20 protein-coding genes are annotated in these 19,383 nt (G+C 61.6%); 15 read left to right on the top strand and 5 right to left on the bottom strand.

Going from position 1 to position 19,383, the window contains the following annotated elements; all coding sequences use genetic code 11:
* Positions 1-4: 4 nt before the first annotated feature.
* Positions 5-451 carry an RNA polymerase-binding protein DksA gene (dksA, locus tag ACK59Z_RS23190; RefSeq protein ID WP_003250009.1) on the bottom strand — a complete coding sequence of 149 codons (447 nt, stop codon included), beginning with the start codon at positions 449-451 and terminating at the stop codon, positions 5-7.
* Positions 452-661: 210 nt separating this feature from the next.
* Between dksA and ACK59Z_RS23185 the strand changes: the two genes are divergently transcribed.
* Complete coding sequence (locus ACK59Z_RS23185) at positions 662-1,834, top strand: pyridoxal phosphate-dependent aminotransferase (protein WP_014860190.1); 1,173 nt, start codon at positions 662-664, stop codon at positions 1,832-1,834.
* On the top strand, positions 1,834-2,547 hold the full coding sequence (sfsA, locus tag ACK59Z_RS23180) for a DNA/RNA nuclease SfsA (RefSeq protein WP_014754463.1): 714 nt from the start codon (positions 1,834-1,836) through the stop codon (positions 2,545-2,547). The genes ACK59Z_RS23185 and sfsA overlap by 1 nt, the downstream gene beginning before the upstream one ends.
* Here sfsA and ACK59Z_RS23175 read toward each other — a convergent pair.
* Entirely contained in the window at positions 2,510-2,854 is a 345-nt protein-coding gene (locus ACK59Z_RS23175) for a Rieske (2Fe-2S) protein (protein ID WP_017147960.1), read from the bottom strand. The two genes, sfsA and ACK59Z_RS23175, sit on opposite strands and share 38 nt — an antisense overlap.
* Before the next feature lie 148 nt (positions 2,855-3,002).
* Between ACK59Z_RS23175 and ACK59Z_RS23170 the strand changes: the two genes are divergently transcribed.
* The 4 genes from ACK59Z_RS23170 (at position 3,003) to ACK59Z_RS23155 (ending at position 6,677) form a co-directional block, all read left to right on the top strand.
* Complete coding sequence (locus ACK59Z_RS23170; protein WP_108191964.1) at positions 3,003-3,887, top strand: hemin ABC transporter substrate-binding protein; 885 nt, start codon at positions 3,003-3,005, stop codon at positions 3,885-3,887.
* A gap of 50 nt (positions 3,888-3,937) precedes the next feature.
* A complete protein-coding gene (locus ACK59Z_RS23165) occupies positions 3,938-4,921 on the top strand; it encodes an iron ABC transporter permease (RefSeq protein WP_181318793.1) in 984 nt (327 codons plus the stop codon).
* Positions 4,921-5,688, top strand: a complete 768-nt coding sequence (locus ACK59Z_RS23160) for a heme ABC transporter ATP-binding protein (protein ID WP_108191966.1) — start codon at positions 4,921-4,923, stop codon at positions 5,686-5,688. The genes ACK59Z_RS23165 and ACK59Z_RS23160 overlap by 1 nt, the downstream gene beginning before the upstream one ends.
* Positions 5,689-5,792: 104 nt before the next feature.
* Positions 5,793-6,677 (top strand): ChaN family lipoprotein, encoded by an 885-nt coding sequence (locus tag ACK59Z_RS23155; RefSeq protein ID WP_070096300.1) that lies wholly within the window; start codon positions 5,793-5,795, stop codon positions 6,675-6,677.
* 180 nt (positions 6,678-6,857) lie between these two features.
* Here the strand turns inward: ACK59Z_RS23155 and ACK59Z_RS23150 are convergent, their stop codons facing one another.
* Together ACK59Z_RS23150 and ACK59Z_RS23145 are read right to left on the bottom strand one after the other, a co-directional pair.
* Complete coding sequence (locus tag ACK59Z_RS23150; RefSeq protein WP_003250025.1) at positions 6,858-7,136, bottom strand: TfoX/Sxy family protein; 279 nt, start codon at positions 7,134-7,136, stop codon at positions 6,858-6,860.
* Between the two features lie 157 nt (positions 7,137-7,293).
* A complete protein-coding gene (locus ACK59Z_RS23145; protein ID WP_060537776.1) occupies positions 7,294-8,856 on the bottom strand; it encodes a bifunctional aminoglycoside phosphotransferase/ATP-binding protein in 1,563 nt (520 codons plus the stop codon).
* A 115-nt stretch (positions 8,857-8,971) separates the two neighbouring features.
* On the opposite strand from ACK59Z_RS23145, the gene mrcB reads away from it, so the two are divergent.
* The 9 genes from mrcB to msrQ all read left to right on the top strand — a co-directional run bounded on the left by mrcB (position 8,972) and on the right by msrQ (position 18,846).
* Positions 8,972-11,293, top strand: coding sequence for a penicillin-binding protein 1B (gene mrcB / locus ACK59Z_RS23140; protein WP_108191967.1), 2,322 nt, complete (start codon positions 8,972-8,974; stop codon positions 11,291-11,293).
* Positions 11,294-11,308: 15 nt separating this feature from the next.
* The gene (locus ACK59Z_RS23135; RefSeq protein WP_409293716.1) at positions 11,309-12,109 is read left to right on the top strand and encodes a tetratricopeptide repeat protein; all 801 of its coding nucleotides are present in this window, start codon (positions 11,309-11,311) and stop codon (positions 12,107-12,109) included.
* Positions 12,109-12,441: a YqcC family protein gene (locus ACK59Z_RS23130; protein WP_003250034.1), complete on the top strand. Its 333-nt coding sequence runs from the start codon at positions 12,109-12,111 to the stop codon at positions 12,439-12,441. The genes ACK59Z_RS23135 and ACK59Z_RS23130 overlap by 1 nt, the downstream gene beginning before the upstream one ends.
* Before the next feature lie 408 nt (positions 12,442-12,849).
* Positions 12,850-14,574 (top strand): acetolactate synthase 3 large subunit, encoded by a 1,725-nt coding sequence (locus ACK59Z_RS23125; protein WP_003250036.1) that lies wholly within the window; start codon positions 12,850-12,852, stop codon positions 14,572-14,574.
* Between the two features lies 1 nt (position 14,575).
* Complete coding sequence (ilvN, locus tag ACK59Z_RS23120; protein ID WP_003250040.1) at positions 14,576-15,067, top strand: acetolactate synthase small subunit; 492 nt, start codon at positions 14,576-14,578, stop codon at positions 15,065-15,067.
* A 56-nt stretch (positions 15,068-15,123) separates the two neighbouring features.
* On the top strand, positions 15,124-16,140 hold the full coding sequence (ilvC, locus tag ACK59Z_RS23115; protein ID WP_003250043.1) for a ketol-acid reductoisomerase: 1,017 nt from the start codon (positions 15,124-15,126) through the stop codon (positions 16,138-16,140).
* Positions 16,141-16,290: 150 nt separating this feature from the next.
* On the top strand, positions 16,291-17,142 hold the full coding sequence (gene pssA / locus ACK59Z_RS23110; protein ID WP_003250045.1) for a CDP-diacylglycerol--serine O-phosphatidyltransferase: 852 nt from the start codon (positions 16,291-16,293) through the stop codon (positions 17,140-17,142).
* 79 nt (positions 17,143-17,221) lie between these two features.
* On the top strand, positions 17,222-18,235 hold the full coding sequence (gene msrP / locus ACK59Z_RS23105; RefSeq protein WP_003250049.1) for a protein-methionine-sulfoxide reductase catalytic subunit MsrP: 1,014 nt from the start codon (positions 17,222-17,224) through the stop codon (positions 18,233-18,235).
* Positions 18,235-18,846, top strand: coding sequence for a protein-methionine-sulfoxide reductase heme-binding subunit MsrQ (msrQ, locus tag ACK59Z_RS23100; RefSeq protein WP_409293714.1), 612 nt, complete (start codon positions 18,235-18,237; stop codon positions 18,844-18,846). The genes msrP and msrQ overlap by 1 nt, the downstream gene beginning before the upstream one ends.
* A 318-nt stretch (positions 18,847-19,164) precedes the next feature.
* Here the strand turns inward: msrQ and ACK59Z_RS23095 are convergent.
* On the bottom strand, positions 19,165-19,383 hold a 219-nt coding region (locus ACK59Z_RS23095), incomplete at its 5' end, for a hypothetical protein (RefSeq protein ID WP_409293712.1).

Raw genomic sequence — 19,383 nt, 5'->3', positions numbered from 1 at the left:
AAGATCAGCCTTTGCCGACCGTTTTTTCCTTTTTCTCGGCAATTTCCTTGCAGTCGAAGCACAGGTCGGCGGTAGGGCGGGCTTCCAGGCGGCGCAAGCCGATCTCGATGCCGCACGACTCGCACCAGCCGTACTCTTCGTCCTGAATCTTCTGCAGGGTTTTATCGATTTTCTTGATCAGCTTGCGCTCGCGGTCGCGGTTGCGCAGTTCGAGGGCGAATTCCTCTTCCTGGGATGCGCGGTCTGCGGGATCTGCGAAGTTGGCTGCTTCTTCTTTCATATGGTCAACGGTCTTGTCGACGCCGACCATCAGCTCTTGCTTCCAGCCAGTGAGGATCTTGGTGAAGTGCTTGCGCATGGGCTCACCCATGTACTCCTCACCCTTGGTCTCCTGATAGGGTGCAACCCCATAAAGATTCTGGTTGGCTTTTTGCTTTTCTAGGGTGGACATGAATAGACCGCCTCTCACTCATCTGATCCAATGCGCAGGATGCTCCATCTCCGGCGACCGCCGGCCCTGCGACTGCGAGCCGCCGAACTTACCAGATAGATCGGGGGTGCGCTACCCCGCCCGATCCTGCTAATTGACACCGGCCTGAGCGGTACGTTCGGTGGTGTGCAGAGGTAGAATCTCCAGTTTAGACCCAATTGAGAGAAGGTCATGGCCCAACCCTACAGTGCGCGCAGCCGCGCCATCGAACCTTTCCACGTCATGGCGCTGCTGGCCCGGGCCAACGAGCTGCAGGCGGCCGGGCACGACGTGATCCACCTGGAAATCGGCGAACCGGATTTCACCACGGCCGCACCCATCGTTGCGGCCGGCCAGGCCGCGCTGGCCGCCGGGCACACGCGCTACACCGCTGCACGCGGTCTGCCGGCACTGCGTGAGGCAATTGCCGGCTTTTATGGGCAGCGCTATGGCCTGAACATCGACCCGGAACGCATCCTTATTACCCCAGGTGGCTCCGGCGCGCTGCTGCTGGCCAGCAGCCTGCTGGTGGACCCGGGCAAGCACTGGCTGCTGGCCGATCCGGGTTACCCGTGCAATCGCCACTTCCTGCGCCTGGTCGAGGGCGGGGCCCAATTGGTACCGGTGGGCCCGGATGTGAACTACCAGCTGACTGCCGACCTGGTTGAGCGCTACTGGGACAAGGACACCGTCGGTGCCCTGGTCGCTTCGCCGGCCAACCCGACCGGTACCGTGCTGGGGCGCGATGCGTTGGCCTGCCTGGCCAAATCCACCCATGAGCGGCATGGCCACTTGGTGGTGGACGAGATCTACCACGGCCTCACCTATGGCATGGACGCGCCGAGCGTGCTGGAAGTCGACGACTCGGCATTCGTCCTGAATAGTTTTTCCAAGTATTTCGGCATGACCGGTTGGCGCCTTGGCTGGTTGGTGGCCCCGCCCGGTGCGGTCGCCGACCTGGAGAAACTGGCGCAGAACCTGTACATCAGTGCGCCGAGCATGGCCCAGCATGCCGCGCTGGCCTGCTTCCAGCCCGAGGCGCTGGCCATTTTCGAAGAGCGCCGCGCCGAATTCGCCCGCCGTCGCGACTACCTGCTGCCCGCCCTGCGTGAACTGGGCTTCCGCATTGCCGTCGAGCCGCAAGGCGCGTTCTACCTGTATGCCGATATCAGTGCTTTCGGCGGGGATGCGTTCGCATTCTGCCGACACTTCCTGGAAACCGAGCACGTGGCGTTCACGCCGGGCCTGGACTTCGGTCGCCACCTGGCCGGGCACCATGTGCGCTTCGCTTATACCCAGAGCCTGCCGCGCCTGGAAGAAGCGGTGCAGCGTATTGCCCGTGGCCTGCAGAGCTGGCAAGGCTGATGCGTTTCTCTCCTTCACTCGAGCAGGGCCGCCTGTTGCGTCGCTATAAGCGCTTTCTGGCCGATATCGAACTGGCCAGCGGCGAGCAGATGACTATCCACTGCCCGAATACCGGCTCCATGCTCAACTGCATGCGTGAAGGTGGGCAGGTGTGGTTCAGCCGCTCCAACGACCCCAAGCGCAAGCTGCCAGGGACCTGGGAAATCAGCGAAACCCCACAGGGGCGGTTGGCCTGCGTGAATACCGGGCGGGCCAATGCGTTGGTCGAAGAGGCCCTGCGCGCTGGCATAATCGCTGAACTGGCCGGTTTCACTGCACTCAAGCGCGAAGTGGCCTATGGCGAAGAAGGCAGCCGTATCGACTTTCGGCTGGAGTTCGAGGGGGCTCCGGCTTATATCGAGGTCAAGAGTGTGACGCTGGGCTACCCCGACACTGCAGTTGCGGCCTTCCCTGATGCGGTGACTCAACGCGGTGCGAAACACCTGCGCGAGCTGGCAAAGCTGGCCCGGCAGGGCGTGCGGGCAGTACAGCTGTATTGCGTGAACCTGACCGGTATCGACGCTGTGCGCCCGGCTGAAGAAATCGATACGGCTTACGCCCAGGCGCTGCGTAGTGCCGTAGCGGACGGGGTGGAGGTGCTGGCCTATGGCACTCGGCTGGACGCCGAGGGTATCGTCATCGATCGTCGCTTGCCGGTGCTGCTGACCCCTTGAACCAGATGCCCTGGCTGTCTTCGTGACAGCCCAGGGGCTGCAACTGCTCACCCTCACAGGGGCCTGCCACGCATTCGCCGCTTTCTATCAGGAACAGCGCACCGTGATGGGCGCAGTGGATGAGGCTGGCGCTGTCATCCAGAAACGCGTCCTCTGCCCAGTTCAGCGGGATGTCCCGGTGCGGGCAGCGGTTGCGGTACAGGTACACCTGGCCTTGGCGACGCACGCCGAACAGTTCGAGGCCGTCTACGCTGAAGGCGCGGCTTTGGCCCTCGGCCAGGCCGAGGGATGTACAAAGGAAGTGCATGGCAAGGATGACCCGTGAAACACGTGATGGCTTGACGCTCCAATGCGAATAATTATCAAATTGATCGCATTCGCTGCGCCTGGCTGCCTATGGTGCGCAGTTCCGCTGCTCGCCACAAGGCGTGTAGCCCGTCTTCAGAAGGAACCCGATGATGCGCCGTCCAACTGCTTTTCTCGCTCTGTGTGCAAGCCTTGTGCTTTCTACCCAAGCCTTGGCAGCCGAGCTGCCGCAACGCTGGGTCAGCGCGGGTGGCGCCTTGAGCGAGTGGATAACCGCATTGGGAGGTGAAGCGCGCCTGGTCGGTGTGGACACTACCAGTCAGCACCCGGCCTCGTTGAAATCGTTGCCCAGTGTGGGTTATCAGCGGCAACTGTCGGCCGAGGGCATTCTCAGCCTGCGCCCGGATGTGCTGGTGGGCACCGAGGAAATGGGGCCGCCACCGGTACTGGCGCAAATCCGCAAGGCCGGCGTGCGGGTCGAGTTGTTCTCCAGCAAGGCCGAGCTGCCGGCAGTGGATGAAAACCTCAGGCACCTGGGGCAGTTGCTCGGTGCAGAGCAGCAAGCGTCCGCGCTTGCAGCGGACTACCGCCAGCGGCTCGATGCCTTGCATGCCAACGTCAAGCTGGCCCAGGCCAGGCAGCAGGCTCCCGGGGTGTTGCTGCTGGTCGGCCATGCCGGGGCCAAGCCGCTGATCGCCGGGCAAGGCACTACCGGTGACTGGCTGCTGAGCCAGGCGGGTGGGCGTAACCTGGCCGCGCACCCAGGCTACAAGAACTTCTCCAACGAAGCGTTGGCGGCGCTTGACCCGGATGTGATCGTGTTTTCCGATCGGGCGCTGGCCGATGAACAAGCCTTGCAGGCGCTGTTGAAAGAAAACCCCGCGCTGGCTGCCACGCGGGCCGTGCGTGAGAAACGCCTGGTCTCCTTGGACCCGACGCTGCTGGTCGGCGGGCTCGGGCCTCGGCTACCGGCGACCTTGCAGTCGCTGGCAGCCGCCTTCTACCCGGTAGCCCAGGCCAGTTTCGCGCAATGAAACAGCGGGTCTCGCCACGTACGTTGTTCATTAGCCTGAGCCTGCTGTGCCTGTTGGCGATCTGGCTGTCACTGGCGCTGGGGCCAGTCAGCCTGCCAATGTTCGATACCCTGCGCGCTGGCCTGCGCCTTTTGGGATTGCCTGTGTCCGAAGATGGCCTGCAGCAGGCCGAGATGATCCTTGGCCAGATCCGTCTGCCCCGTACTCTGTTGGGGTTGGCGGTGGGCGCGGTGCTGGCGCTGTCCGGAGTGGCCATGCAGGGGCTGTTCCGCAACCCGCTGGCCGACCCCGGGCTGGTAGGGGTTGCCGCCGGCGCCGCGATGGGGGCAGCGGTTGCCATTGTTGGCGGCGCCTGGTTTGGCGGCATACCGGATGCTTTCGCGCCTTATCTGCTGTCGTTCTGCGCGTTTGTCGGCGGGCTTGGGGTAACTGCGCTGGTCTACCGCCTGGGGCGCCGCGATGGCCAGACCAACGTCGCCACGATGCTATTGGCTGGCGTGGCCATGACCGCGCTGGGGGGCGCGGCCGTGGGGCTGTTCTCTTACCTGGCCGATGACGCCACCTTGCGCACGCTGACGTTCTGGAACCTTGGCAGCCTCAATGGCGCCAGCTATGAGCGGCTGTGGCCATTGTTGCTGGTGGCGACAGGGGTAGCGGTGTGGCTGCCGCGCCGGGCCAAGGCGCTGAATGCCCTGTTGCTGGGTGAGTCGGAGGCGCGTCACCTGGGCGTTGACGTGGAGCGGCTCAAGCGTGAGCTGGTGTTCTGCACGGCGCTGGGCGTGGGGGCGGCAGTGGCGGCAGCCGGGTTGATCGGCTTCATCGGCCTGGTAGTGCCGCACCTGGTACGTCTGCTGGCCGGGCCTGATCACCGTGTGGTGCTGCCTGCCTCGCTGCTGGCCGGCGGTGTACTGATGTTGTTCGCCGACCTGGCGGCGCGGCTGCTACTGGCGCCTGCCGAGCTGCCGATTGGTATCGTCACGGCCTTCATTGGTGCGCCGTTCTTCCTGTTCCTACTGATGCGAGGGCGCGGCTGATGTTGCATGTAGAGGGCCTGTACCTGCGCAGGGGCAGCAATGAGGTGCTGCACGACATTCACCTGCAGTTGCCTCCGGGGCAGGTCGTGGGTGTGCTCGGTCCCAACGGTGCCGGCAAGAGCAGCCTGCTGAGTGTGCTGTGCGGTGAACTGGCGCCCGACCGCGGGCGGGTAACGCTGCAGGGCCGCCCGCTGGCCGATTGGGCCGGACAGGAACGGGCAAGGCGCCTGGCAGTGTTGCCGCAGGTGTCCAGCCTGGGTTTCTCGTTTCGGGTGGAGGAAGTGGTAGGCATGGGGCGCCTGCCTCATGGCACCGGTCAGCGGCGCGATGCGGAAATCGTCGAAGCGGCGTTGCGGGCGGCAGATGCCTGGCACCTGGTAGAGCGCAGCTACCTGGCGCTTTCCGGTGGCGAGCGGCAACGGGTACACCTGGCCCGCGTGCTGGCGCAACTATGGCCGGGCGAGGAGGGCAGCACGTTGTTGCTCGACGAACCGACCTCGATGCTCGACCCGCTGCATCAGCACACCACCCTGGAAGCCGTACGCCGCTTCGCCGACTGCGGTGCTGCAGTGTTGGTGATCCTGCATGACCTGAACCTGGCGGCGCGTTACTGTGACCGTATCCTGTTGCTGGAGCAGGGGCGCTGCCACGCGTTCGCCACGCCCGAAGAGGCATTGACCCCAGCGGCACTGAAGGCGGTGTACGGTATTGACGTGTTGGTGCAGGCGCACCCCGAGCGCGGGCACCCGCTGATCATCACCCGTTGATGTGCTCAACGCGTGCATGGCCTTTGTGAAAGTGGCCTTGTCTTGCGACCTGCCCGCCCCCGGTGCAGGCCATTTAAAGTGTGGATGACATGGAGTAACTGCCGATGCGACACCCGATGCTGTCCGGTTTCTCGCTGTGCCTGGTACTGGCGATAGGCGGCTGTCAGGCCAGCCTGCCGCCGTTGCCCGCCTGGCAGAGCAGTGAAGGTCGCACGCACGCCGAGCTGGGAAAGATTGTCGACCTGTCCAATGAGCAGGTCATAAGCCCTGAAACGCTGGTGCAGCGCCTGGCTGATGCGCCCCGAGTGCTTGTCGGCGAGAAGCATGACAACCCTGACCATCACGCGCTGCAACTGTGGCTGCTGCGCGCTCTTCAAGGCCAGCGCACTCAGGGCAGCCTGTTGCTGGAGATGCTGCAGCCCAGCCAGCAATCGCGGGTGGACAAGCTGGTGGGGCAGCCTTTGCCGGAAGACTTGCCCAAGGCACTGGCCTGGCAGGAGGGCTGGGATTGGCAGTTGTACGGGCCGATTGTCACCGAAGCCTTGCAGCATCGGGTGACGTTGCTGGCCGCCAACCTTTCGCCCGACGAGATGCGTCAGGCCTATCGACAGCCGGCGCCGGTACAGGGCGAAAAGTCCAATGCACCCGCGGTAAAGGCTGCCTTGCTGGAACAGGTGCGCGCCGGGCATTGCGGGATGCTGCCGGAAAACCAGTTACCGGCGATGCTGGCCGTTCAGCAGCAGCGCGACCGGCGCATGGCCGAGCGCTTGCAGGCGGCACCGCAGCCGGCGCTGCTGTTTGCCGGGGCTTACCATGTGCGCAAGGACCTGGGCATACCCTTGCATCTGGCTGACCTGGGGGTGTCGGGGGAGAGCAAGGTTTTGCTGCTGGCTGAGGTGGGCGAGCGAGTCGAGCCTGGCGAGGCTGATTATGTGTGGTACACGGCGGCGATGCCGGAGCAGGATTATTGTGCGCAGCTGCGGCGTTGATCCTGAAAAAGCACAGGCAAAAAAAGACCCGGCAAATTGCCGGGTCAATAACCGTGATTAGCCTGATGAGGAGATAATCTGAGAGTCCGAACCAGGGGCTCTTAGCTTATCCAACCAGTCTCGCGACCAGTTGTGATAATCATAACAATTCTCATTTAGGCGTCAATCCCTTTACCCCGATTATTTTGGTTTTTTTTGCGCAGGGTTTTTCGCGTCCAATTGTTGGTTGAGTGCTTCCTTGCGTTCGAGCGGTAAATCGTTCCAGTGCATGTCCAGCAGGGCGCCTTCAATGGCATACAACAGCACCTTCGATGCACGGAACCCTCGTGTCTTCACGGCCTGGTACGCACCCACCGCGCCCAGGCGGCGCAAATCCGATGCACTGTGGATGCCGGCTGCATGCAGCCACTGCGCAGACGTCTTGCCAAGGTTCTTCAGATGCTGCAATTCATCGTTCATCGAGCCTCCTTGCGATGGCTGAACGGGAATGGGGGATAAATCGCGAGCAGGTCTGAGAGGAGTGTAGCGGGCGTTGGGAAATATGCGGCTTTTTGCCATCGGGTGATGAGCGGCCTGTGCCTGCCCCTTCGCGGGCAGGCACAGGAACATGACGAACTTACAGGCCAGGCAACCGCTGGCGAATCTGCTCGATCACTTGATCCATGCTGCCGGCAGCCTGGGTATCGACGCGGGTGCTGTGCACCAGCTCCTGCGCATCCAGCGCCTCACGGCTGGCCTGCTGGGCCTTGATCACCTCCAGCGTGGCATCCGAGGGGTCGCTGTTTTCAGCCTGGCGCTGCTCCAGCCAACTGGCGATGACCGCCTCTGGCGCGTGGCAGTCGAGGATGAGGAACGGCACGCCGGTCTGGCTGGCAACGTCTGCCGCAGCCTGACGCTGCTCACGCTTGAGGTAGGTGGCGTCCAGCACCACCGGGAAGCCGGCGCGCAGCACGGTCGCAGCTATCTCGTGCAGGCGCAGATAGGTCGCAGCGCTGGCGTCCTGGTCATAGATGCCTGTGCTCAGTTGGCCGGCGTCGGCCTGCTGTTGTTCGCCGAACAGGCGCTTGCGCTCCACGTCCGAACGCACGCGCACTGCACCCAAGGCCTCGACCAGGCGCATGGCCACGTGACTTTTGCCCACCGCCGAAACACCATGGGTGATGGCCAGCAGGCGCGACGGGATGGCGCTGTAACTTTCGGCCAGGTTGGCGTAGTTGCGGTAGGTGCGCAGGGTGGTGGCACGTTGCACGCCATCGGCGTCGGCCGGCATGCTGAACAGTGCGACCTTGGCCCGCACCAGCGCACGGTAGGCTTTGTAGAAGTTGAGCAGTTCCAGGCCTTCGTAATCCCCCGTCAGTTCCAGGTACTGGCTGATGAAGCGCCGGGCCAGGCATTTCAGGCCGCGGTCTTCCAGGTCCATGGCCAGGAAGGCGGTGTCGGCGTAGACGTCGGTCAGTCGGAAAGGCTCGTTGAATTCGATGCAATCGAAGATCACCACCTTGCCATCGATCAAGGTGGCGTTGCCCAGGTGAATGTCACCGTGGCACTCACGGATGAAGCCATTGGCCTTGCGCTTTTCCAGCAGCCCTTGCAGGCGCTCGAAGCTGCTGCGGGCCCAGGCCTGCAGGGCGTCAAGTTGCTGCAGATCGGCTTTGTCGCTGAGGAATGGGCGAATCTGCTCGAAGTTCTGCTCCACCGGGGCCATCACGCTGTCTGGCGTGCCCAGCGGGTGCTCCATCGGCACACGCGGAGCCTGAAGGTGAAAATCGGCAATCTGCCGGGCCATCTGGTCGATGTGCGTGGCGTTCAGTTCGCCATTGGCCTGCAGGGTGTTGAGCATCTGCCCCTGGGGGAACTGGCGCATTTTCAGCGCGTACTCGATGGCTACGCCTTCGCCACCGATCTGCGGTGCGTCGACGCTACCGGTGATGGGCAACACTTCCAGGTACAGGCCTTCGGTCAGGCGTTGGTTCAGGCGCAATTCTTCGTTACAGAAATGCTGGCGCTGGTCCAGTCCGGTGAAGTCCAGGAAGCCGAAATTCATCGGTTTCTTGATCTTGTAGGCGTATTCGCCAGTGAGCAGGACCCAGGAGATATGCGTCTCGATGAGCTGAAACCCCTCCACGGGGTGAGGGTACAGGGCAGGGTTCTGCAACGCAGTAATAAGAGCTTGGCTCACGGCAAATCCTTCCGGGGCAAGGGAATTCGAATGCGCCATTATGGTCAATGGTGCCGTCCCTGCCTACCGCCGGGCCGTCTGCCCAGCCTTTATAAAGTGCGTATAATCCGCCGCCATGACCCGAACCCGAAATCCCCGCACCCCTCAGAAACGCCCGACCGGCCGCTCCCGCGCCTGGCTGGGCTGGGCTTTGAAGCTCAGCCTGGTTGGCCTGGTGATCGTCGCCGGCTTCGCGGTTTACCTCGATGCCGTCGTCCAGGAAAAGTTCTCCGGCAAGCGCTGGACCATTCCGGCCAAAGTGTATGCCCGACCGCTGGAGCTGTTCACCGGCCAGAAGTTGAGCAAGAACGACTTCCTCACCGAGCTCGATGCGCTCGGCTACCGTCGCGAAAGCGCGGCCAACGGCCCGGGCGCTGCGTCCGTCAGCGGCAATACCGTCGACCTCAATACCCGTGGCTTCCAGTTCTACGAGGGCATGGAGCCGGCGCAGTTCGTCCGTGTACGCTTCTCTGGCGATTACGTTGCAGGCCTTTCCGGTGCCAACGGCAAGGCGCTTGACGTGGTGCGGCTGGAGCCGCTGATGATCGGCGGCATCTACCCGAAAAATCTCGAAGACCGCATCCTGATCAAGATCGATCAGGTACCCAAATATCTGCTCGAAACCTTGGTGGCCACGGAAGACCGCGAGTTTTACAGCCACTACGGTGTGTCGCCTAAGTCCATCGCTCGGGCCATGTGGGTCAACACGTCGTCCGGCTCGATGCGCCAGGGTGGTAGTACCCTGACCCAGCAGTTGGTGAAGAACTTCTACCTCAGCAGCGAGCGCAGCCTCAGCCGCAAGCTGACCGAGGCGATGATGGCGGTCCTGCTCGAACTGCACTACGACAAGCGCGAAATCCTTGAGGCTTACCTCAACGAGGTGTTCGTCGGCCAGGACGGTCAACGCGCGGTGCACGGCTTTGGTCTGGCGAGCCAGTTCTTCTTCAGCCAGCCGCTGTCTGAGCTGAAACTGCATCAGATCGCCCTGCTGGTGGGCATGGTCAAAGGCCCGTCCTACTACAACCCACGGCGTCACCCCGAGCGTGCCCTGGCTCGCCGCAACCTGGTGCTCGACCTGGTGGCCGAGCAGGGCGTGGCCAGCCAGGCAGAAGTCGATGCGGCGAAGAAAATGCCGCTGGGCGTGACCAAGCGTGGCAGCCTGGCCGACAGCTCGTTCCCTGCCTTCCTCGACCTGGTCAAGCGACAGTTGCGCCAGGACTACCGCGACGAAGACTTGACCGAAGAAGGCCTGCGCATCTTTACCAGCTTCGACCCTATCCTGCAGATGAAGGCCGAAACCTCGATGAGCGAGACCTTCAAGCGCCTGGCGGGCCGCAAGGGGGCAGACGATGTCGAGGCGGCAATGGTCGTGACCAACCCTGAAACCGGTGAAGTACAGGCGCTGATCGGTAGCCGCCAGGCAGGTTTTGCCGGCTTCAACCGGGCCATCGATGCTGTACGGCCGATCGGCTCCCTGGTCAAACCGTCGGTATACCTGACTGCGCTGGAGCAGCCGAGCAAGTACACCCTGACCAGTTGGGTGCAGGACGAGCCATTTTCGGTCAAAGGGGCTGACGGCCAGGTCTGGCGCCCGCAAAACTATGACCGCCGCCCGCATGGCACTATCTACCTGTACCAGGGGCTGGCCAACTCTTACAACCTGTCGACCGCCAAGCTCGGCCTGGAAGTGGGTGTGCCGAACGTGATCAAGACCATTGGTCGTTTGGGCGTGAATGTCGACTGGCCAGCGTTTCCGGCCATGTTGCTGGGGGCGGGTGGCATGTCGCCGATGCAGGTCGCAACCATGTACCAGACCATCGCCAACGGCGGCTTCAACACGCCGATGCGCGGTATCCGCAGCGTGCTCACCGCCGAGGGCGAGCCGCTCAAGCGCTACCCGTTCCAGATCCAGCAAACCTTCGACCCGGGTGCCATTTACCTGGTGCAGAACGCCATGCAACGTGTAATGCGCGAAGGTACAGGGCGTTCGGTGTACAACACCTTGCCACGCTCGCTGACCCTGGCGGGCAAGACCGGTACCAGTAACGACTCGCGTGACAGCTGGTTCTCCGGCTTCAGTCAGGATCTGCTGGCCGTGGTGTGGATGGGGCGTGACGATAACGGCAAGACACCGTTTACCGGCGCCACCGGCGCCTTGCAGGTGTGGACCAGCTTCATGAAGAAGGCCGACCCGCTGCCGCTGGACATGCCGCAACCGGACAACGTGGTGCAGGCCTGGATCGACCCCTACAGTGGCCATGGGTCTGATGCAAGCTGTCCGGGAGCGGTGCAGATGCCGTATATTCGCGGGAGCGAACCGCCCGCCGGCGCGACCTGTGGCGGCGAGGAAAATCCGGCTGAGTCGGTCATGGACTGGGTCAAAGGCTGGATGAATTAAGCACAGGCTGCATTGATGAGGTGTGATGTGAACAAGTGGCTGTTTCCTGCCGTGACGGCGTTGGCTGTGCTCCAGGGGTGCTCCAGCGTCCCGCGTGGCAATATTCCGGTGGTCGATTCGAGCACCCGCGTGTCCAACAGCGAACGCGTGACGGCCAACCGCTCGGCGGGTGGCTATAACGCCGGCACCGCCCAGGCGCAGACGCTGCCGGAGGATTCCGGTGTCACCGTGATGATCCCGCAGGGCGCAGGCGCTTCGGGCATCCAGACGTTCCCGGCGTCCAATGGCGCCGCGCCGATCAGTACCTCGCCGATCACGCCAGGGCCGATCAGTACAGGGCCTGTCAGTTCGGCGCCGATGACCACCAATCCCAACCCGATTGCCGATGAACCCTTCGACATTGCTGCGATGAACAGCCCCCCGCAAAGCGCCAGTGCGCCAACCGGTATTCCGCGCAGCGCCGCCGCCGGCGGCCTGTCGGCCGACGAGCAGCTGGACGGTCCTGTGCTGGCACTGTTGACCACCGCGCAGACGCAGCAGGGCAGCGGCGACTTCAACGGTGCCGCTTCGAGCCTTGAACGTGCCCAGCGCATTGCTCCGCGTGAGCCGCAGGTGCTGTATCGCCTGGCCCAGGTGCGCCTTTCGCAAGGTGATGCGGCGCAGGCCGAGCAGTTGGCGCGCCGCGCCCTGACTTACGCCAACGGCCGCCCAAGCCTGCAGGCAGAGCTTTGGAACACGATCGCCCAGGCCCGTGAAAAGCAGGGTGACAGCGCTGGGGCTGCGCTGGCCCGGCAAAAGGCGCGGGTCAATTCGTGATGATTGAGCAACGCGTGTTGGATATTGCCGACCACCTGCTCTTGATCGAGCGTGAGCTGCAGGTGCAAGGCTGGTGGGATGACGAGCCGCCAAGCGACGAGGCACTGGCCAGTACGGTGCCGTTCGCCGTGGATACCCTCAGTTTTGAGCAGTGGCTGCAATGGATCTTCCTGCCACGCATGAAGATCATCATCGAGCTGGGCCACCCGCTGCCCAATGCATCGAGCATCTTGGTCATGGCCGAAACCGTGTTTACCGACCGGCCGGAGCAAAGTCGTGAGCTACGCCGCCTGTTGGCAGCTTTTGATCAATTGATCGCTCCTTCCGCCTGATTTCTTCAGTTTTTCCGTCAAGGGCCGCAGATTGTGGCCCTTTTTTTTGGAAATCTTCTTAATTCTGCTGCTGAAGCGATTTTTAGTGGTGGCAGGAATTCATCTTGAGGAAAAATTGGCAATAATTTTTCTTGACTTGTTGGCGCCGAATCACAAGAATCCAACTTCCGCTGTAGAGGGACTGCCAGAAGCAGACCCGCTAAGCAGATCATGAGGTGCACACCCGCGCCGACCTGTTACACCCCGCAACGCGTTACCTCGCGCTGGGTGGGAAACCCCCGCAACACTCTGGGGATTTCCCAATACTTGCTCAGTCAGTGCTGACGTTCGCTCATGCTCTGCTTGGCAGTAAACCTATTAAGACCCGTCCAGTGAGGGCGGTATTCTGGCGTTTTAGAGGTGAACAACGTGGAGCTTTTATCTGGCGCTGAGATGGTCGTCCGCTTTTTGCGTGACGAAGGCGTTAAGCACATCTACGGGTACCCTGGTGGTGCTCTCCTGCATGTTTACGACGCACTGTTCAAAGAACCGGAAGTGGAACACATCCTGGTTCGTCACGAGCAGGCGGCCACCCATATGGCGGACGGTTACGCTCGCGCCACCGGCAAGGCCGGTGTGGTGCTGGTAACCTCCGGTCCTGGCGCAACCAATGCCATTACCGGTATTGCCACCGCCTACATGGACTCGATTCCGATGGTCATTCTGTCCGGCCAGGTGCCTAGCACCATGGTGGGCACCGATGCCTTCCAGGAAACTGACATGATCGGTATCTCGCGGCCGATCGTGAAGCACAGCTTCATGATCAAGAATCCGACCGAGATCCCTGAAGTTCTGAAAAAAGCTTTCTACCTGGCGCAATCCGGTCGTCCAGGTCCAGTCGTGGTCGACATTCCAAAAGATATGACCAACCCGGCTGAGAAGTTCGAATACGTCTACCCGAAAAAGGTCAAGCTGCGCTCCTACAGCCCGGCGGTCCGTGGTCACTCCGGCCAGATCCGCAAGGCTGCCGAGATGCTTCTGGCGGCCAAGCGCCCGGTCGTCTACTCCGGTGGCGGTGTGATCCTCGGCGGTGGCTCCGAAGCCCTGACTGAAATCGCCAAGTCGCTGAACCTGCCGGTCACCAATACCCTGATGGGGTTGGGTGGCTTCCCGGGTACCGACCGCCAGTTCCTCGGCATGCTCGGCATGCATGGCAGCTACACCGCCAACATGGCCATGCACAATGCCGACGTCATCTTTGCCGTCGGTGCGCGTTTCGACGACCGCGTTGTAAACGGTCCGGCCAAGTTCTGCCCGAACGCCAAGATCATCCACATCGACATCGACCCGGCGTCGATCTCGAAGATGATCAAGGCCGACGTGCCAATCGTCGGCCCGGTCGACAGCGTGCTCAGCGAAATGCTCGGCATCCTCAAGGAAATCGGCGAGCAGCCTGACAAGGCTTCGCTGGATGCCTGGTGGAAGCAGATTGACGAATGGCGTGGCAATGGCGAGTTGTTCCCTTACGACAAGGGCGATGGCAACGTCATCAAACCGCAAAAAGTCATCGAGACACTGTGCGAAGTGACCAATGGCGATGCCTTCGTCACTTCCGACGTGGGCCAGCATCAGATGTTTGCCGCGCAGTACTACCGCTTCAACAAGCCAAACCGCTGGATCAACTCCGGTGGCCTGGGCACCATGGGCTTCGGCTTCCCGGCGGCGATGGGCGTCAAGCTCAACTTCCCGGATCAGGACGTGGCCTGTGTGACCGGCGAAGGCAGCATCCAGATGAACATCCAGGAGCTGTCTACCTGCATGCAATACGGCCTGCCGGTGAAGATCGTCAACCTGAACAACGGTGTGTTGGGCATGGTCCGCCAATGGCAGGACATGGCCTACAACGGTCGTCACTCGCACTCGTACGTCGAGTCGCTGCCTGACTTCATCAAGCTGGCCGAGGCCTATGGCCATGTGGGTATCCGCATCACCAGCCTGAAGGACCTCAAGCCGAAGCTGGAAGAAGCGTTTGCGATGAAGGACCGTCTGGTGTTCATCGACATCGCGGTTGACCGCAGTGAGCACGTCTATCCGATGCAGATCAAGGATGGCTCGATGCGTGACATGTGGCTGAGCAAGACGGAGCGTACCTGATATGCGGCACATCATTTCCCTGCTGCTGGAAAACGAACCAGGTGCGTTGTCCCGCGTGGTCGGCCTGTTCTCCCAGCGCAACTACAACATTGAAAGCCTGACTGTAGCGCCAACCGAAGACCCGACCCTGTCGCGTCTGACGCTGACCACCGTTGGCCATGACGAAGTGATCGAACAGATCACCAAGAACCTGAACAAGCTGGTCGAAGTGGTCAAGCTTGTCGACCTGTCGGAAAGCGCTCACATCGAGCGTGAACTGATGCTGGTCAAGGTCAAGGCCACCGGTGCCCAGCGTGCCGAGATCAAGCGCACCACGGATATCTTCCGTGGCCAGATCGTCGACGTGACCGCCAGCGTGTACACCGTGCAGCTGAGCGGTACCAGCGACAAACTGGACAGCTTCATCCAGGCGATCGGCACTGCATCGATTCTGGAAACCGTGCGCAGCGGCGTTACCGGCATAGCCCGTGGCGACAAAGTGCTCAGCATCTAAATCCAAAAAATTAGCGATGGCTCCGCAGGGGCCGAGATATAACCAGGGGTATTTTCATGAAAGTTTTCTACGATAAAGACTGCGACCTTTCCATCATCCAGGGTAAGAAAGTCGCCATCATCGGTTACGGCTCCCAGGGCCACGCTCAGGCGTGCAACCTGAAAGACTCCGGTGTAGACGTTACCGTCGGTCTGCGTAAAGGTTCGGCTACCGTTGCCAAGGCTGAAGCCCACGGTCTGAAAGTTGCCGATGTTGCTACCGCTGTCGCTGCGGCTGACCTGGTCATGATCCTGACCCCGGACGAGTTCCAGGGCGCTCTGTACAAGAACGAAATCGAGCCGAACATCAAGAAGGGCGCTACCCTGGCCTTCTCTCACGGTTTCTCGATCCACTACAACCAGGTTGTTCCGCGTGCCGACCTCGACGTGATCATGATCGCGCCGAAAGCCCCGGGCCACACCGTTCGCTCCGAGTTCGTCAAAGGCGGCGGCATCCCTGACCTGATCGCCATCTACCAGGACGCTTCCGGCAACGCCAAGAACGTCGCACTGTCCTACGCTTCGGGCGTGGGTGGTGGCCGTACCGGTATCATCGAAACTACCTTCAAGGACGAAACCGAAACCGACCTGTTCGGTGAGCAGGCTGTTCTGTGTGGCGGTACCGTCGAGCTGGTCAAAGCCGGTTTCGAAACCCTGGTCGAAGCTGGCTACGCGCCGGAAATGGCCTACTTCGAGTGCCTGCACGAGCTGAAACTGATCGTAGACCTCATGTACGAAGGCGGCATCGCCAACATGAACTACTCGATCTCCAACAACGCCGAATACGGTGAGTACGTCACTGGCCCGGAAGTCATCAACGAAGAATCCCGCAAGGCCATGCGCAATGCCCTGAAGCGCATCCAGGACGGCGAGTACGCGAAGATGTTCATCTCCGAAGGTGCTACCAACTACCCATCGATGACCGCCAAGCGCCGCAACAACGCCGCTCACGGCATCGAAATCATCGGCGAGCAGCTGCGCTCGATGATGCCGTGGATCTCGGCTAACAAAATCGTCGACAAGACCAAGAACTAAGTCTTATCGATAGATGAAAAACGCGGCTTCGGCCGCGTTTTTTCGTTCTGGCATCCAGCTTCTGGTATAAAGCAGACCAGTGGCTCGCTGTCAGAACCTGTTTCGCGGGCCCGTGTCGAACATTTTCCATCCTGTTGCAAGGTACCCTCCATGAGCGAACGTCCCGAAGAGCCGAACAAGCCCTCCGACGCCGAAAGCCTGCTACCTGTCGATGAGCACGTTGAAGAAGGGCATGACGCCGAAGGCCGCAAGGTGCGCCACCGCGGCATCTACCTGTTGCCCAACCTGTTTACCACCGCCAACCTGTTTGCCGGTTTCTATTCCATCATCAGCTCGATGAGCGCACAGAGCGCCCTGAGTGCCGGCGACCCGCGCGAGGCGAGCAAGTACTTCGCTTTTGCCGCTATCGCCATCTTCGTGGCCATGGTGCTCGACGGCCTGGACGGCCGCGTTGCGCGCATGACCAATACCCAGAGTGCCTTCGGTGCCGAGTATGACTCGCTGTCGGATATGGTCGCCTTTGGCGTGGCCCCGGCTTTGCTGGCCTTCGGCTGGGCGCTGGGTGACATGGGCAAGGTCGGCTGGATGGTTGCTTTCATCTATGTGGCCGGCGCCGCGTTGCGCCTGGCGCGCTTCAATACCCAGGTCGGTACCGCCGACAAGCGCTACTTCATCGGCCTGGCCAGCCCGGCTGCCGCAGGTGTGGTGGCGGGCACCGTATGGGCGTTCAGCGACTACGGCATCCAGGGCTCCAAGCTGTCGTTCCTGGTCGCGCTGCTGGTGGCTGCTGCTGGCATGCTGATGGTCAGCAACATCAAGTACAACAGTTTCAAGGAGCTGGACCTCAAGGGGCGTGTCCCGTTCGTGGCGATCCTGGCGGTGGTGCTGGTGTTTGCCGTCGTGTTCAGCGACCCGCCGCGTATCCTGCTGTTGATCTTCCTTGCCTATGCAGCATCGGGGCCGATCCAGTTCCTGCTGAAGGCTCGCCGTCGCAAAGCGTGAAAATCACTTAACGCTGGAATAACCTCACGGCTCCATAGTCTTACTGGTACATCCGTTACTCAGTGCTATGGAGCCGTTCATGCTTATAAAGCTTCCCAGGTCTTCCGAGTGCAAGGCGTCGGAGATCACCCCCGAAGGCATTTACCTTTCCCGTCGTACCCTGCTGGGTGGCTCATTGGCTGGCTTGGCGCTAGGCGCATTGCCGGGCGGGGTGGGCGCGGCGCAAATGTCGCGTTATGCCGATGTGCAGGCTGGGGCCGCGCCGGCCTGGTTCACTGACAAGCTCGCGGCCACGCGCTGGCAGGCGGTGACGGTGAAGGACGAGGCGATCACGCCGTTCAAGGATGCCACTCACTACAACAACTTCTACGAGTTCGGGCCCGACAAGGGCGACCCGGCGGCCAATGGCGACAGCCTGAAGACCGAACCGTGGTCCATTGTGGTGGATGGTGAGGTGGGCAAGCCCGGACGCTATGCACTGGAGGACTTCGTCAAACCCTATCAGCTTGAGGAGCGGATCTATCGGCTGCGCTGCGTAGAGGCGTGGTCGATGGTCATTCCGTGGCTGGGGTTCCCTTTGGCTCAGGTGCTCAAGCAGGTCGAGCCGACTTCCAGTGCGCGTTATGTGCGTTTCGAAACGCTGAAGGATCCGCAGCATATGCCGGGGCAACGTTCTGGCTTCGCCTTGATCGACTGGCCTTATAGAGAAGGGTTGCGCCTGGATGAGGCGATGCACCCGCTGGCAATTCTCGCAGTGGGTATGTACGGCCGGGAACTGCCCAACCAAAACGGTGCGCCGTTGCGTTTGGTGGTGCCTTGGAAGTATGGCTTCAAGAGCATCAAGTCGATTGTGCGCATCAGCCTGGTAGCGGAGCAGCCCGGCACTACCTGGGAAGGGCTGGCGCCGGATGAATATGGTTTCTACGCCAATGTGAACCCGACAGTCGACCACCCGCGCTGGAGCCAGGCGCGCGAACGTCGTTTGCCCAGCGGGTTGTTCAGCCCCAATGTGCGGGAGACGCAGATGTTCAATGGCTATGCTGATGAAGTGGCGTCGCTGTATACCGGGCTCGATCTGCGGAAGAACTACTGATGCGTTACCCCTGGTTTCGCTTGGCCATCTTTGTCGTAGGCTGCCTGTTCCCGGTGTGGTGGCTATATGAAGCGGCGATGAACCTGCTGGGGCCTGATCCCGGGAAGATCATGATGGATCGCCTTGGGCTTGGGGCGCTTACCTTCCTGTTGGTGACCTTGAGCATGACGCCACTGCAGAAGCTGACGGGCTGGTCTGGCTGGATCGTGGTTCGCCGGCAGCTGGGGTTATGGGTGTTCGCCTATATAGTGCTGCATATTCTGGCCTACCTGTTTTTTATTCTAGGGCTGGATTGGGGGCAGTTGGCGGTGGAGTTGCGCAAGCGCCCCTACATTATTGTGGGGGCGCTGGGGTTCTTGGGGTTGGTGGCGCTGGCGGTCACCTCGAACCGGTACAGCCAACGGCGGCTGGGGGCGCGGTGGAGGAAGCTGCACAGGTTGGTGTACGCGGTGCTTGGGTTGGGCTTGCTGCATTTCCTTTGGATCGTGCGTTCCGACCTTCGGGAATGGGCGATCTATGCGTTTATTGGGGCTGTGTTGATGGTATTGCGGATACCTGCTGTTGCGCGGGCTCTTCCCAGGGTTGCCAGGAAGCAGGGTAGGGCGGTTTGAGAGAGGGATGGGGGCTGCCAAGGGCCTGTCTTGAGATAGCAATGGCTGTGGGAGGGGGCCCGCCTTTGTTTCTCTGGCGCCTGCGAGATCGAGCGCCGCGCGCGTTCGGCTTGAGACATTCACCGCCTATGAGACCGAGCGCTGCCCGCGCGGCGCTTCGCGGGTAAACCCGCTCCTACGTTTGTTTCGGGCCAGTCCCTCCTGTGCCTGGCGCGCGCGACCGCCTTGTTGGTACGACGCGATATTGAGACAGGCACCAAGGCGTTCGCGCGCGAATCCCACAGGCATAATTGGCCTGAAACAAACGTAGGAGCGGGTTTACCCGCGAAGCGCCGCGCGGGCGGCGCTCGATCTCACAGGCGCTGAAACTGTTGTGGCGAACACTTGGCAGCCCCGATACGGTCTTTTCCCCTTATATTTCACTTTCTTGAAATTAAAGGTTGACGCGCTTTTGAATCCCCTTATAATGCGCCCCACTTCCAGCGACAACGGAACGACAAACTCCTTGAAATTCAATGAGTTAGACGGTTCGGAAGG

The sequence above is a fragment of the Pseudomonas sp. KCJK9058 genome, from assembly GCF_046230975.1.
In the GTDB taxonomy this organism is placed as follows: domain Bacteria; phylum Pseudomonadota; class Gammaproteobacteria; order Pseudomonadales; family Pseudomonadaceae; genus Aquipseudomonas; species Aquipseudomonas alloputida.
Note: the sequence above shows the minus strand (reverse complement) of the source record. Positions and strands in the feature narration are given on the sequence as shown.

What these genes read in the sequence shown, in the direction of transcription:
- ACK59Z_RS23130 (WP_003250034.1), top strand. Translation starts at nt 12,109, where the DNA reads ATGATTGAGCAACGCGTGTTGGATATTGCCGACCACCTGCTCTTGATC.
- mrcB (WP_108191967.1), top strand. Translation starts at nt 8,972, where the DNA reads ATGACCCGAACCCGAAATCCCCGCACCCCTCAGAAACGCCCGACCGGC.
- ilvN (WP_003250040.1), top strand. Translation starts at nt 14,576, where the DNA reads ATGCGGCACATCATTTCCCTGCTGCTGGAAAACGAACCAGGTGCGTTG.
- ACK59Z_RS23170 (WP_108191964.1), top strand. Translation starts at nt 3,003, where the DNA reads ATGATGCGCCGTCCAACTGCTTTTCTCGCTCTGTGTGCAAGCCTTGTG.
- ACK59Z_RS23150 (WP_003250025.1), bottom strand. Translation starts at nt 7,136, where the DNA reads ATGAACGATGAATTGCAGCATCTGAAGAACCTTGGCAAGACGTCTGCG.
- ACK59Z_RS23155 (WP_070096300.1), top strand. Translation starts at nt 5,793, where the DNA reads ATGCGACACCCGATGCTGTCCGGTTTCTCGCTGTGCCTGGTACTGGCG.
- msrQ (WP_409293714.1), top strand. Translation starts at nt 18,235, where the DNA reads ATGCGTTACCCCTGGTTTCGCTTGGCCATCTTTGTCGTAGGCTGCCTG.
- ACK59Z_RS23160 (WP_108191966.1), top strand. Translation starts at nt 4,921, where the DNA reads ATGTTGCATGTAGAGGGCCTGTACCTGCGCAGGGGCAGCAATGAGGTG.
- ACK59Z_RS23175 (WP_017147960.1), bottom strand. Translation starts at nt 2,854, where the DNA reads ATGCACTTCCTTTGTACATCCCTCGGCCTGGCCGAGGGCCAAAGCCGC.
- msrP (WP_003250049.1), top strand. Translation starts at nt 17,222, where the DNA reads ATGCTTATAAAGCTTCCCAGGTCTTCCGAGTGCAAGGCGTCGGAGATC.
- ACK59Z_RS23135 (WP_409293716.1), top strand. Translation starts at nt 11,309, where the DNA reads ATGAGGTGTGATGTGAACAAGTGGCTGTTTCCTGCCGTGACGGCGTTG.
- dksA (WP_003250009.1), bottom strand. Translation starts at nt 451, where the DNA reads ATGTCCACCCTAGAAAAGCAAAAAGCCAACCAGAATCTTTATGGGGTT.
- ACK59Z_RS23185 (WP_014860190.1), top strand. Translation starts at nt 662, where the DNA reads ATGGCCCAACCCTACAGTGCGCGCAGCCGCGCCATCGAACCTTTCCAC.
- pssA (WP_003250045.1), top strand. Translation starts at nt 16,291, where the DNA reads ATGAGCGAACGTCCCGAAGAGCCGAACAAGCCCTCCGACGCCGAAAGC.
- ilvC (WP_003250043.1), top strand. Translation starts at nt 15,124, where the DNA reads ATGAAAGTTTTCTACGATAAAGACTGCGACCTTTCCATCATCCAGGGT.
- sfsA (WP_014754463.1), top strand. Translation starts at nt 1,834, where the DNA reads ATGCGTTTCTCTCCTTCACTCGAGCAGGGCCGCCTGTTGCGTCGCTAT.